Raw genomic sequence first — 14,113 nt, forward strand, 5'->3', positions numbered from 1 at the left:
ACCCCGACCCCGACCCCTGTTCCGGTACCAGAACCAATCCCAGTGCCTGAACCCATTCCGGTACCGGAGCCGACTCCAACGCCAGAGCCGACACCGGAACCTAATCCGCAGCCAGAACTGGAAGGACCTGTGGCACCGTTACCGGCGGCGAATAAAAACACGCCGAAGGCTGGTGAGTTCTTACCGAAAGATTTTGCGTATAACGAATATACCTCACCAATTGTGCGGTTACATAAAAGCACAGTGGATAATGAGTCAACCCTGCGAGTGGAGTATGGCGTGAAAAAAGTGGGTGAAGGACAGAATTTTGCCGGTATTCGAAAAGTTTTTTATAACGAAGAGGGGAAGTTGGCTGCGATTTTGACCGGTGACAGTAGACCCTATCAGGTTTTTAGCCATAAAGTCGGTGAGAAAATCGATCGTGTAACCGAATATCGGATAGTCGATGCCGAAGACATCTACGATGCGGGATTGAAAGCCGGTGGACAATATGGTGCGGTTTACAGCAGTAACGCAAGTCCGGCTTACTTTTTCCGTGATCCGGCGGTGGCAAACTGGAACTACCAGACTTACGGCAAATTCAAGGCGACCGGTACTATTGAAGCGGAATCTGTCTATCAAAGTCTGGGACAACAAACCACAGCAGCGGAATTGCCGACTAAAGGTAGCGCAGAGTATAAAGGCATTTCCAGTGGAAGTAATCATAAGGATTCCTCTGTTGATTTGATCACCTCCGATGTGACGATTAAAGCCGATTTCGGCAAACGTGAGCTGGAGTTTGCTACCAGCAACACCAAAACGTACACCTGGGAAAATGATCAAGCAACGGCTGCTGATCATTTAGATCTGTCCGGCAAAGCCGCTTGGAACAATGGCAGCGGCACCTTCAAAGGCAATATTCAAACCGCGGATAAAACCATGAGCGGGCAAGTTGATGGTCGTTTCTACGGTCCGCAAGCCGATGAAGCCGGCGGCGTGTTTGGGGTCAGCAATGCAGATAAAACCGAAAACTATCTAGGTGGTTTTGGTGCCAGACGCGAATAAAACCGCACTTTCAGCTTTACAGCCACAAAGTAGCTGAGCACTTGAGGGGCATTGCCCCTCTAAATCGCTGGCAACATTTAATTTTTATATTTCAATTGGATAGGATTATGTGTTTATCCTCAATTTTTTATGCCCTGTTTTATGATTGGCGTAACAACAGATTTTTGACCGCACTTTGGGTTACCGCACTTTTTATCGGCGCTATCCCTGCGACAGCGGCTGAATTATCGACACTCAATCAACAAAATGTTCCAACTTACCAACTCGACACTTTACCGGAACCGCAGCAATATCAACATGACAACAGCGTGCCGACACTAAGTGCGGTACCAACAGCAGCACCAACACAACAGCTCTTGAAATTAGAACAACACATTTTGCCGACAGTATTACAGCAGATGAAAAAAGGCGAGTGGAAGGCAGCGCAACAGGCATTGGCACCGCTATTAAACCATGTACCTCCGTCTCTGCATGGGCTGTTTTTGGCGGGACAGATTGCCGAGCAGCAGCAAGCATGGCAAAGTGCGGTCAGCTATTACCGCAAGATGTTGGCAATTGACAGCAGTTTACACCGCCCACGTTTAGAACTGGCAAATGCGCTGGCAAAATCCGGTGATATTAAAGCGGCAGAATACCAATTTAATCTGGCGCTGAGTCAAAAGTTACCGCAAGCGGTGGAAAATAATGTGTTTTCAAGATTGCAACACCTCAAAGATCAAACCACCTATTTGAACTTCCATTTTTCACTGGTACCAAGTAGTAATATTAATCAGGGCAGTAGCCGCCAATCTTTTATCCTAGACGGCAAAGAATATTTTTTGACTGAGTCCAGCAAGGCAAAGCGTGGGCTTGGGGTGCAATGGGGAATTAACGCTGAAAAACGTTTCGGACAGCAATATCAATGGTTTGTTAGCGGTGCGTTGCAGCATTCGGATTTTCCGAATAAATATAATGATCAAACAGTCAGTCGCTTGATGCTGGGGCGTAGTTTCGGCACACAGCAACGACACTCGCTGGATGTTGCACTGGGCGGACACCATGTGCTGTATCAACATAAAGGGTTATACCACGGTGGTGTGTTGCGTTTGGACTATAGCTGGCGTATCCAGCCGGATTGGCGACTTGCGCTATCGTGGGAGTCACAGCAGCTACACTACCGTCCGCAGTTTGACTATATGCGTGGCTGGCAACATTGGGCAACAGCAAAACTAATCCATCTTGCGCAAGGTCGCACCAGTTACTATTGGGGTGTGCAGCAAGGCTTCAATCAGGCTGCGGAAAAGAGCTACGCTTACCGCACGTTGAGTTGGCAAACTGGCATTCGGCACCATTTTGATTTTCAACAACTGACGCTCGGCGGACATTTGTCTTATACCACAACTCGTTATCTTGCTGCCGATCCGTTTTTTCGCACTCAGCGCCAAGATAAACGCTGGAATGTGAGTGCCGATATTTTAAAGCGTGACTGGTCATGGCGAGGCTTTTCGCCGCGTTTATCGTTTCATTACAGCGACAACCGCTCGACTATTCCGATTCATACCAATCAAAATAAGCAAGTGCGGTTGACGTTCTCTAAAGAATTTTAGGGGAGCAAGGAACAGAAATCAGCCTGCGTTTTGTGGATAATACGGATAACGCAAAATCACCCGGTTATAAAAACTGCCGTTCAGCTGGGTTTTGTTAAGGTGAAAACGGCGATAGGCAGAGAACAGTTTCATATTGGGTTTTCCGGGGGTATGCCAAAAATTGTCCAATTTTCCCTGATAGGTTAAACCGGGAATATTGTAGTGCGCACGCCCCAAGGTGATAACCGGCATCGCGTGAAGTAGGGCGGAAATGCCGCTGGTGCTATTCAGGGTGACCATGCCTTTGCCATAACGCAAGAAAACCGGCATCGGCACATCGTGAATGTAATATAAGCGAGTGTTTAAATGGGGATAACGAGCTTTATATTCATTGATCACCTGTTGGTAATCAATAAAGCCGCGATCCATCGGATGGTGTTTCACGATCAAACTTAAATTATCCGGTGCTGTTTGGGCAAAGGAGTCCAGCACTTCACGCAGAAATTGTGCTACGCTGCTATAGTCACTGTGCACGTTTATTTGGCTATCGTCATACACTTGCAATGGCAGAATATAGAAATCACCAAAACGCCCTTGCTCCACTTTTTTGGCGAAGGAGTGATCGCGAATCATATAACTGAATCGCTTAATCCCTGAAATCAGCCATAATTTAATGTAATACAACACGTTGAGAATACGGTGATGGCGATAGTGCGGATATTGCGCTCGGTTTAAATACGCCTTGCGATAATAGCTGATTGCCAGTTTTGCCATTGGAATAAAGCCTTGTGCCACTTTTTGTGGTTTCGGTGGTTCGACCGCTTGCGGACAACGATGGATAAAAAAATCAGCTTCGTGTGGAATGGTTGAAAAGGCATTGACGCCGTCTTTTTCCAACGTGATGTAATCCGGGCGGAAATAGCCCTCTTCAAACACCCAAAACGACAACTTGGATGCAGTAGCGATTTTTTTGGCAATTTTGTGGTAATGCCGATTGTCACCAAAACAGACTAAGGCATCGATTTGATGTTCACGGCAAAAACGGGTTAAATAACCAGAAAATTGTTCAAGCGAATCACGATAGGCAAAAGTATTTTCGAGTGTATTCGGATAAAAATATTCATCGCCCGCATTGAAGTTGATTTTATATACCGTTTTACCTTGAGATTGTAACCATTGCGCAAAATTTTGAAAAAAATGCCCAATGGGTCCTTGCAACAAAAGGATACGCTCGGTAGACGTGATTAAATCATCTAAGTTATGGCTAAGCATAAAACTCCAACATCATGATTATTTCAATTATCTTATCAAATATCCACAGACCCTAAGGCAAAAAAAGAATTTCAACAACTTATTTTAGGGTTAAATAAAGATGTTTTAGCTTCGTTAGCTGTTTTTTCATCCAATGCCGTTGCAACCCGTTCCCTTGCAGCTGATTTTTTTGTTGTTGTAATATATCAATCGCAGTTTGAACATCAATCATCTTGCCACTATTGGGTGCAACATATTGTGGATAATACACTAGCACCCCTGAAATAAGCTGTGCCAAATTCAACTTTCGCTGACGCCTTGCCAGCGATAAATGATCAAAGGTTAGCCCCCAATTGGCATAAAACGGCAATCCGTAGCAATGTACGGTTTTATGCCGCAACAGTGCTTCAAAACCAGCGAGCGATGTCATCGTATGCACTTCATCAACTTGTTGAATACACTGTAAAATATTTATATTTTCAACAATTTTATCAGCATATTGCAACGCCATCTCGGATTTTATTGCGCCGACACGGTTGCCACTCAATACATCGGGATGCGGTTTATAAACAATATAAGCATCGGGGTTATTTAACCGCACTTGTTGTAATAATTCAAGATTACTTTTTATTTGCGGCGAACCAAAGCGAATTGAAGCATCATCTTCCACTTGCCCCGGCACTAAAATCGATTTTTTATTGTGGCTATCGAGGCTAAATTCCGTATCACCGATATTATATTTGCCGATATTAGCCGCAATTAAGTGCTGTCGCAGCTGCTCAGCGCTGTGCAAATCCTGTTCGGAAAACGCTTGGGTTTGCAGAATATCCTCTAAGCGAGAAGGCGATTGGGCATTAAAATAGATACCTAAATCATCGATCACCAACGAAAGCGGCGCCACCAAATTGGAGCCGAGCCCGACTGAGCGGATAAAGCCGTCTTCCATGCGCAAAAGCGGAATCTGTTGTTGTTCGGCATAGGCCAATAATTCAGGTTTGCCCTGGCTCCAGATTAACAGGCGACTCTCTTTCTTCAGGGGTATTTTGCGCAGTTTATCCAGCGAAGATACGAAATGTAATCGGCAGCCGGGAAAACGAAAAAACGGTTTGATCACCGCTCTTTTCCAGAGTGACATGCCGATACAATAAAGATGACCACGCAATCGTTGATTTAATAATGTTGCTTGATGCAGATAATCAATCACCTCAAAAATTGTTCCAACTTCCCCGTTGTTCGGATTAATATAACGGCTGTATTGCAAATAAGCGGCGGCAAACAGCTGTAATAAAGTGCGGTCGGCACGGCGTTGCTGTTGTTGCAAAATGCGAATTTGAGGATGGCGATCGTCGGTTAACCGCCAACCGGCAAACCACGGCACACCAAATGTCACCACCGGTTTGCCGACCAATAGCGCCTCGAATCCCATTTGTGAAGTGACACAATAGACTTTATCTACCTGTTTCAGCAATGAAAGTGGACTAATATCTTGCGCCAACAACCGCACTTGAGAAAACTCAGTAGAAAGTGCGGTCAGATAACCTTTCTTTTTGCCACTGATCACATCAGGGTGGGTTTTCACCCAAATTTCCGCATCGGGATTTTCCGTAACCGCACTTTGCAGCATATCTTGAAAACTGGCTGCATCAGCTTGCCCATATTTCACCGCCATATCACCGAAGGTTTGATCGATCACCAGCACAATGTCTTTACTTGTTATAGGTGGTACGAAATCTGGTGCGTGATTATATTTGGAGAGTTGATAACCACAAATCAACTCAAGTGCGGTTTCGGCTTGTTGCAATAATCCATCATCAGCTGACTTATCCAAAATTAACTGCTCAAGTCGCGAAGATTTTTCTGTAGCATAATAAATCCCAAGATCATCAACCACCATTGAAAACGGCGCATAGCCCTGTACACCCAGCCCCAACGAACGCAAAAAACCATCTTCCAGTGCAACATAGGGCAATTGGTGCTTTGCTGCATAGCCACGTGCTTTCTGAGTTGAAGGGCGAAATCCCCACCCCAAAACTTGATCTACTTGTGGAGACCCCAAAAAACTTTTTGTCACCATTTCAACATCTGGCAAAAAAGAGTGCAAGTGCGGTATCGCTAAAATGCCACGGGAAAAAATCAGGGATTTGGGTTTCATAGACACTTATAGAGTTGATGATAATGGTTAATAGTTTATCACAGCGAATGGAGTAAAGCAGTAGTGTTGTGGTCAAGGATAGTCAGAGTGGTTTGCTGAATCTGTCAGCAGTTTCAATTCATCTGACGCAAATATAATTGCTTTATCATCTTATAGTTAAAGTGAATAATCTTATCTAAGTATAAAAAATGCACAAATTTATGGTGTTTTGGGGCTAGATCAAAAGGTTTGGTTGTTAATGGCCTGTTAGCAAAAGCGTAAATCAATATTTTATTTTTATTAAAAAATTTAAATTTGATTTAGGTCACAGTTTGCGTACCTAATTATGGGTATAGTGGTGACACTTCCGGCACAGACCGAAAGTAAAATTATAAAGTAACCATTTATAGAGGAATCCAAAATGAAAAAAACAACGTTAGCATTAGTTGCGGCAGCAGTATTAGTGAGTGGGTCGGCGTTGGCACATCAAGCTGGTGATGTGATTGTGCGTGGTGGTCCGATTTTGGTCGTGCCTGATGCATCGACTAAAAATCATGCTGGGAATACGTTACAATATGATTTTAATGTAAATAGCAATGCACAATTAGGGTTAACAGGAACCTATATGATTACTGATAATATAGGAGTTGAGTTATTGGCAGCAACACCTTTTAGTCATGAGCTATCATTACCTGTATATGGAAAAACGGCGAAAGTTAAGCATTTGCCACCAAGTTTATATCTGCAATACTACTTTTTGGATAAAGACGCCAAAGCCCGTCCATACTTGGGTGCAGGTATCAACTATACTACCTTCTTTAGTGAAAAAGAGATATTGGCAGGCGTTACCGATCTAAAATTGAAAGACTCTTGGGGCGCAATTGTCAATGCCGGGGTGGATATCGGTTTAACCGATAATTTATATCTGAATACCTCGGTTTGGTATGCAAAAATTAAAACTAAAGCTACCTTTAAATTAGGGGGCGAAGAACAAAGAGCTGATGTGACCCTTGATCCAATGGTTTACTTCATCGGTTTAGGTTATAAATTCTAATTTTGCGGGGTTTCTGCCAAAAGAACATTGGTAGAACCGCACTTTTAAAGTACAGGTTTTGCTTCATCGGGGGCAAAACCTGTATTTTTGTTTGCGTGTAAAATAGGTTATTGCAAAGTGCGGTTTAGGGTCTATAGCTCAAATTATAAACAAAGATCAACAGACCCTAGAATACACGTTTAAACGGTTTGACAATCACGTCGCCATATACACCGGCAGCAACATAGGGATCAGCCGCTGCCCACTGCTGCGCCTGCTGCAAACTGTCGAAACGTGCAATCACGGTAGAACCGCTGAAACCGGCTTCGCCTGGATTTTCATCGTCAATAGCTGGGTTTGGGCCAGCGACTAGCAGACGATCTTCATTTTGCAGTGCGGTCAGACGCGCCAAATGTTGGTCCCGCACGGCTAAGCGTTGTTGCAGTGTGCCGGGTTTGTCTTGTGCAAAAATAACGTAATACATGATTTTTCTCCTTTATTTATTCCCGCTTTGCAGTTGATAATATTCTTGTAATTCAAACATCGCTTTATCCAATTCGGCATTATTCTCTTTCGGAATGGCTTTCGGACGACCGTTTTGGTCAATCGCAACAAAGGTAAACACTGCATCGGTCACGCAATAACGCTCGTTAAACGGTTCAGTCGAAACCTTTTTAACCCAAACTTCGACTTCGATTTTCAACGAGCTGTTGCCAACTTTGATGCAGCGCCCGTAACAGCAGATCACATCGCCGACCGACACCGGACGAATAAAATTAATTTTATCGACTGATACCGTGACCACGCGCCCTTGAGCGATTTCTTTCGCCATAATTGCACCGCCGATATCCATTTGCGACATAATCCAGCCACCAAAAATATCACCGTTGGCGTTGGTATCGGAGGGCATCGCAAGGGTACGCAGCAGCAGTCGCCCTTTCGATACCCGTCCCGGATTCGCACCAAGTGCGGTTTCAACAAATTCGTGTCCCATAATTTATTCTTGATCCTGATGATTAGTGTTGTGTGCTTGCTGATCTTTCGGCAAATGACGGTACAGATAAACGCCGGTGATCACGGTGGCAACTAAAGTCATGCCAATGACACCGAAAACTTTAAAGGTTGCCCAAGCATCGTCAGACATATAGTGGCTGATATACAGATTTACCAACATACACAGCACGAAAAACAGCGCCCAACCTAAGTTAAGGTTATTCCACACGGTTTGCGGCAAGCTGATCTCTTTGCCTAACAGACTTTTGACCAAGGGTTTTTTGAAACCGTATTGGCTGATCAGCAGCGCAAGGGCAAAAATAGCGTAAACGATGGTGACTTTCCATTTCAAAAATTCCAGATCATTGAAATAGACCGTCAATAGCCCGAAGAAAATTACCGCTGCGGCCATGATTTTTTGCTGTTTTTCAATGCCGCCGAATTTGAGCTTCAGCAAAACCATCTGAACGACGGTGGCGGCAATCAAAGTGACTGCGCCGGCCTGAATGCCGTAAAGTTTATACGCGGCAAAAAACAGAATTAAAGGGATAAATTCGAGTAATTGTTTCATTGAAACTTCCGTAGGATATTTTTATCAATAAACAGCTGGTAGAAGCGATAGGTAAACACCAGTGTAAACAGGCTGATCGAAGCGCTGACGGCAGCAACAATCAGCGTCATTACTATCGAGCTGGCTAACGGTGCTAATTGCAAGGTGATAATCAGTGGGATCAGATAGACCAATAAGCTGAACAAAAACAGTGGCAGGATACGTTTGCCGCTGCCATTCAGCCAGACCAGCTTCAAGGCTTGGGAGAATGTGCTGTTTTCCAACACATAGGAGTAAGGCGCCAGACATAAACGAATAAACAGATAGCAACCGATCAGCACCGAAGGCAGGGCGAATAGCGATCCACCACCGGTAGCGACATAGCTGGCCGCTGCCAAACTAAAAGGCATCACGATCAGAAAATTCAGTAATAAAAAGATCGGCGTTTTCTTCACCGCATAGGTAAAGGCATTGCTGAGATTGGCAGGTTTTTGCTGGCTGATAAAGGTAATCATGCTGAGAAACCACAGGATCAACAACGAATTGACCACTTGTCCGGCAACGGTCAACATCAAAAAAGTGCTGCCGCCGCCTTCTGATTGGGGATCGACACCATTGAGTAAATAACGGAAAAATACATTATCAATAACCAACAATAGCAGAAAAAACAGCGCCATTTGGCGTTGGTTCAGAATGAAATTCCAACTGTCTTGGAAGATTTTAATAAAATTAACGGGCATAAAACGTCCTGCAACAAGAAAAAACGGTAGTGATTATAGCAATTATCTCCAGCAAACTCACTCTCTATCCGAACTTGCTGTCCGGTTGCTGATGATGGAAAGTCGACGATTTATAGGCTTCAAACAGTGCCGCATTGGCGAGCAGTTGCGCTTTAGTCAGCGAGAACACACCATCACCACCTTGTTTAAATTGAATCCAGTTAAAGGCGACAGTCGGAAATTGTTCGATCAAATGCACCATGCTGTTGCCGACTTCGCACACCAAAACACCATTATCGGTTAAATAATCTGCCGCTTGCGCCAAAATGCGTTTCACCAGAATTAAACCGTCCTGTCCGGCTTCCAGTGCCATTGTTGGTTCATGATAAAATTCTGCCGGCATTTGTTGCAGATCTTCTTCATCGACATAGGGCGGATTAGAGACGATCAGGTTGTATTGATCCGGTGGTAAGGCAGAAAACAGATCGGATTGAATCGGGAACACACGGTGCAGCGCATTATGTCGTTCGATATTGATTTCGGTCACTTGTAGCGCATCGGGAGAAAGATCGATGGCGTCGATTTCTGCCTGTGGGAATCTTGCAGCGCAGGCAACGGCAATGCAGCCACTGCCGGTGCACATATCCAAAATGCGTTTCGGTTCGTCTTTCAATAAGCCGGTGAAACCATCTTGAATCAATTCGCCGATCGGTGAGCGTGGAATAATGACCCGTTCGTCCACATAAAACTCCAGCCCACAAAACCACGCATTGTGGGTTAAATAAGCGATTGGGGTGCGAGTGCCGACCCGTTGAATTGCCGCATGGAACAATTTTTGTTTTTCATAATAAGTCAGGTTGGAGCTGTAAAGTGCGGTCGGCACATCTTGCGGCAGGTGCAGCACCGACAACGTCAATTGCACCGCCTCGTCCCAAGCGTTATCTTGCCCGTGTCCATAAAAAATATCGGACGCATTAAAATAGCTGTACATCCAACGCAGAAAATCTTGGATGGTTTTGAGATCTTCCAGACTGGAAGAAAGCTGCATTTCTTCGACTAATTCGGGGTTGTAGTTGATCTTTTCGGACATAAATTGAGTACCTTATAAAACAATATCATTGCCTAGTTATACCATATTTATCGCTGCTTTGCATAAAGCGTATCGGCTTTGACTGAGGAAGTGTTTGTTTTGTTTAAAAAGAGAGCAATAGTGTTTTTTGCTTAAATGGCGGCTTCTTAACAACCCCCAAAGAAAAACCGCAAAGAAAAACCGTAGCCGATTGAAAGATTGGGCTACGGTTGTTCATCAGCAGCTTAATCGCAAGGCAGGATTTTGATCGCTAAGCCGCCGGTGGAGGTTTCGCGGTATTTGGAGTTCATGTCTTTGCCGGTTTCATACATGGTTTCGATCACTTTATCCAGACTGACCGACGGGCTGCTGGTGCGGCGCAGTGCCATGCGGCTGGCGTTGATTGCTTTGACTGACGCAATCGCATTGCGTTCGATGCACGGCACTTGCACTTGTCCGTTGACCGGGTCGCAGGTCAAGCCCAAATTGTGCTCCATCCCGATTTCCGCCGCAATGCAGACTTGATCCGGCGTGCCGCCCAAAATTTCGGTCAAACCTGCTGAAGCCATCGAACAGGCAACACCGACTTCGCCTTGACAGCCAACTTCTGCGCCGGAAATCGAGGCATTCATTTTATACAGCGAACCGATAATCCCTGCGGTCAGTAGATAGCGCGAAATCGTCTCCTCGGTCAATGGCGCAATAAATTGCTGATAATACGCCAACACCGCCGGAACAATGCCACAAGCACCGTTGGTTGGTGCGGTCACCACGCGTCCACCAGCGGCATTCTCTTCGTTGATTGCCAACGCAAACATATTCACCCAGTCGATAATCTTCATCGGATCGTTCGACAGACTATTGTTAGACTCCAGCATATGCCGAAGTGCGGTGGCACGGCGTGTGACTTTCAATGGCCCAGGCAGCAGCCCTTCGGTATTCAAACCGCGTTGCATACAGTCCCACATGGTTTGCCAGATACGTTGCAGATAGTCGTTGACCGCACTTTTGCCGTGCAGTGCAATTTCGTTTTTTAGCATTAAACCAGCGATTGATAGCCCGTTGTCTTTACAATGTTGCAGAATATCGGCGGCATTGCGGTAAGGGAAAGGAACTTGAATCGGGTTGTCTTCCACTTGGTTAAAATGTGCTTCATCAACGATAAAGCCGCCACCAATCGAGTAATAGGTTTGTGAGTAGATTACTTCGCCTTGGCGCAGTGCCCGAATGGTCATGCCGTTTTCGTGCAAGGGCAAAAAGTGACGCTGAAACAGCAAATCTTTTTCCACATCAAATTTAACCTGATATTGTCCGCAGGCAATATTCAAAAGTGCGGTTTGTTTCAGATTGTCGATAAATCCGGGAATTCCTTCAATATCGACATTTTCCGGCAAATAGCCCGCCAACCCCATAATTACGGCAGTGTCGGTGCTGTGTCCACGACCGGTCAGTGACAGTGAGCCGTAAACATCGACTTTAATTTGATCGGTTTTATCCAACAGTTGTTGTTGTGCCAATTCGTCAAGGAATTGTTTTCCGGCTTTCATCGGTCCGACGGTATGCGAACTGGACGGACCGATACCGATTTTAAAAATATCAAACACACTAATCATAGAATACCTAATCTTGTTCTTATTATGCAGAAACCTCCGCCTAAAGCGAGTTAAGCGGAGGTTTGTTAAATGACGATTATACTCCGATTTTAGTTAGCGGAAAAGGACATAAACAATGGCTGAAATCGCGATCAATCCCATGACGGTAACAAAAGCATTGCTGAATTTTCCACGATAGCGCTGCATCGCAGGCACTTTGCGAATCGCATACATCGGCATAATAAACAGAATCATGGCAATAATCGGACCGCCTAACGACTCGATTAAGCCTAAAATACTTGGGTTGATGGTTGCCACAATCCACAGTGAAATCAGGAAGAAAAGTGCGGTGCCATAGTTCAGTTTTTTCTGATTGATGGCGGTTTTGCCGGCATCACGATTCATTTTGACAATCAAACCTGCCAAACCTTCACGAGCGCCCAAATAGTGACCGAAGAACGAGCTGGTGATCGCTAAGAAGGCCACCAATGGACCGAAATAAGAGATATACGGATTATCAAATTTATTGGCTAAGAATGACAGAATAGAGATGTTTTGTTGTTTGGCTAACACCAGATCTTCCGGCGTCAGACTTAAAACACAGCTAAACACAAACAACATGACAAAAACCAGTAATAACCCGGAAGTGCCACGCAGCACCTTGCCGGTGTGTTGTTCGGTGCTGGCGAAGTCTTTATACTCCCGTTGTTGCGACAAGCTAAAAGCAGAGATAGCAGGCGAGTGGTTGAAAGAAAAGACTAATACCGGAATCGTCAACCATAAGGTGCCCAAAAAGGCCTGAGTAGTCGGGATTTGTTGCAGCGCAGAGGTATTCCATTCCGGAATCAGATATAACGACAATGCAAACAGGATCAACACCAATGGATACACCAGCCATTCAGTGACTTTCAACATGAATTTTTCGCCCATCAACATCACTGCAATCAAGGCAGCGATCAACATCACTGACAAAATAGCCCGTGGCGGAGCCGTCATCATTAGTTGATTTTCCATAAAGGAGATGACGGTATTGGTGATCCCGACACCATAGATCAACAAAATCGGGAAAATAGCGAAGAAATACAATAGTGTTATCAATTTTCCGGCGGTGTTGCCAAAGTGTTCTTCCACCACTTCAGTGATGTCGCTGCCGGGATTTTTGGAAGAGAGCACAAAACGGCTTAAGCCACGGTGTGCCAAATAGGTCATCGGACCGACGATCACCGCCATCACGACTAACGGCCAGAACCCGCCCATACCGGCGTTGATCGGCAAAAACAGAACGCCGGCGCCGACGGCAGTTCCAAAAAGGTTCAATACCCAAGCACAATCAAATTTATTCCATTTCTTTGCGCTGGCTTGGTCGGCTTTAATAGCACTTATATCCATTTTTTATTATCCTTGTTTGAGATTAATTTCAATCAACGTAATCCGTTTGAACGGTAGAGTTATTCTACAACGGCGCGAATAGTAGTGAAGTGCGGTATTAAATACAAATGCGGAATTTTGAATTTGTGATCTTGGCAACAATATAAATTTATTTTGGTTAAATATGTTTCAAAAATTGTTAAAAATAATGATTATTTTATACTCAATAATGAAAAATTGTTTATTTTTTAACTAATGTATCATTCTGGTCTTGAAAAATGATTGATTTTATGCTTATCGAGAAAGGGTAGTGTGGAACACGACGCAAAATAAAATACTTTCTCGCTTTGATAGCATTAACGCTATTTTATTTTGATAAAATCCCGATATTGCAGCAGCAGTCGTTCAAAATCTTCCAGCCCGCAGAATGCCAAACTTTCTTGATCGTAATAGCCAAAACCGTCCTCTATCATATCATCACAGGCTAAGCTCAAATTATTGGCTTGCACCATCACTTCTTCGGCATTGACGGCAATAAAAAACTCACGACCTTCAAGGCGCTGTTCAAAGTGCGGTGTGGCATGTTGTTTTGCTTGTTCAATGATGTTTAAAACAGCATCGAGCTTTGCCCAATCGCCATCAATTTCGCTATTAATCCAAGCGGCAACCGCTTCGTGATCCATGCTACAACGTACTAAAGGTTTGCCAAGATAGTCGCAGGTAAATTGAAAATCCATAATGTTATATCTTATGTTAAGTTAGGGTTTGTAGATGTTTGTTTATAGGGTCTGTTGATCT

General features: G+C 44.5%; 13 protein-coding genes. 3 read left to right on the forward strand and 10 right to left on the reverse strand.

What is annotated here, in order from left to right; genetic code table 11:
* Both FHQ30_RS13315 and FHQ30_RS12405 read left to right on the forward strand, forming a co-directional pair.
* The coding region (locus FHQ30_RS13315) for a transferrin-binding protein-like solute binding protein (RefSeq protein WP_176552777.1) at positions 1-1,044 on the forward strand (1,044 nt) is incomplete at its 5' end.
* Between the two features lie 107 nt (positions 1,045-1,151).
* A complete protein-coding gene (locus FHQ30_RS12405; protein ID WP_139610414.1) occupies positions 1,152-2,630 on the forward strand; it encodes a surface lipoprotein assembly modifier in 1,479 nt (492 codons plus the stop codon).
* A gap of 18 nt (positions 2,631-2,648) precedes the next feature.
* Here FHQ30_RS12405 and FHQ30_RS12410 read toward each other — a convergent pair whose 3' ends face one another.
* Entirely contained in the window at positions 2,649-3,881 is a 1,233-nt protein-coding gene (locus FHQ30_RS12410; protein ID WP_139610415.1) for a capsule polysaccharide biogenesis protein, read from the reverse strand.
* Between the two features lie 79 nt (positions 3,882-3,960).
* Positions 3,961-6,012, reverse strand: coding sequence for a capsule polysaccharide biogenesis protein (locus FHQ30_RS12415; RefSeq protein ID WP_139610416.1), 2,052 nt, complete (start codon positions 6,010-6,012; stop codon positions 3,961-3,963).
* 400 nt (positions 6,013-6,412) lie between these two features.
* Here FHQ30_RS12415 and FHQ30_RS12420 point away from each other — a divergent pair, with 400 nt between their 5' ends.
* Entirely contained in the window at positions 6,413-7,045 is a 633-nt protein-coding gene (locus tag FHQ30_RS12420) for an OmpW family outer membrane protein (protein WP_139610417.1), read from the forward strand.
* Between the two features lie 166 nt (positions 7,046-7,211).
* Here the strand turns inward: FHQ30_RS12420 and FHQ30_RS12425 are convergent, their stop codons facing one another.
* The 8 genes from FHQ30_RS12425 to FHQ30_RS12460 all read right to left on the reverse strand — a co-directional run bounded on the left by FHQ30_RS12425 (position 7,212) and on the right by FHQ30_RS12460 (position 14,052).
* Positions 7,212-7,508 carry a YciI family protein gene (locus FHQ30_RS12425; RefSeq protein ID WP_139610418.1) on the reverse strand — a complete coding sequence of 99 codons (297 nt, stop codon included), beginning with the start codon at positions 7,506-7,508 and terminating at the stop codon, positions 7,212-7,214.
* A 12-nt stretch (positions 7,509-7,520) separates the two neighbouring features.
* Positions 7,521-8,018: an acyl-CoA thioester hydrolase YciA gene (gene yciA / locus FHQ30_RS12430; protein ID WP_139610419.1), complete on the reverse strand. Its 498-nt coding sequence runs from the start codon at positions 8,016-8,018 to the stop codon at positions 7,521-7,523.
* A gap of 3 nt (positions 8,019-8,021) precedes the next feature.
* The gene (locus tag FHQ30_RS12435) at positions 8,022-8,588 is read right to left on the reverse strand and encodes a septation protein A (RefSeq protein WP_139610420.1); all 567 of its coding nucleotides are present in this window, start codon (positions 8,586-8,588) and stop codon (positions 8,022-8,024) included.
* Entirely contained in the window at positions 8,585-9,307 is a 723-nt protein-coding gene (locus FHQ30_RS12440; protein ID WP_139610421.1) for a hypothetical protein, read from the reverse strand. The genes FHQ30_RS12435 and FHQ30_RS12440 overlap by 4 nt, the downstream gene beginning before the upstream one ends.
* Positions 9,308-9,371: 64 nt before the next feature.
* The gene (prmB, locus tag FHQ30_RS12445) at positions 9,372-10,376 is read right to left on the reverse strand and encodes a 50S ribosomal protein L3 N(5)-glutamine methyltransferase (protein WP_139610422.1); all 1,005 of its coding nucleotides are present in this window, start codon (positions 10,374-10,376) and stop codon (positions 9,372-9,374) included.
* A gap of 224 nt (positions 10,377-10,600) precedes the next feature.
* The gene (locus tag FHQ30_RS12450; RefSeq protein ID WP_139610423.1) at positions 10,601-11,968 is read right to left on the reverse strand and encodes an L-serine ammonia-lyase; all 1,368 of its coding nucleotides are present in this window, start codon (positions 11,966-11,968) and stop codon (positions 10,601-10,603) included.
* Between the two features lie 93 nt (positions 11,969-12,061).
* Positions 12,062-13,336 (reverse strand): HAAAP family serine/threonine permease, encoded by a 1,275-nt coding sequence (locus FHQ30_RS12455; RefSeq protein WP_139610424.1) that lies wholly within the window; start codon positions 13,334-13,336, stop codon positions 12,062-12,064.
* A gap of 341 nt (positions 13,337-13,677) precedes the next feature.
* Complete coding sequence (locus tag FHQ30_RS12460; RefSeq protein WP_139610425.1) at positions 13,678-14,052, reverse strand: YacL family protein; 375 nt, start codon at positions 14,050-14,052, stop codon at positions 13,678-13,680.
* Positions 14,053-14,113: the final 61 nt, after the last annotated feature.

It is taken from the genome of Testudinibacter sp. 'clade 2', assembly GCF_006227735.1.
Taxonomy (GTDB): domain Bacteria; phylum Pseudomonadota; class Gammaproteobacteria; order Enterobacterales; family Pasteurellaceae; genus Chelonobacter.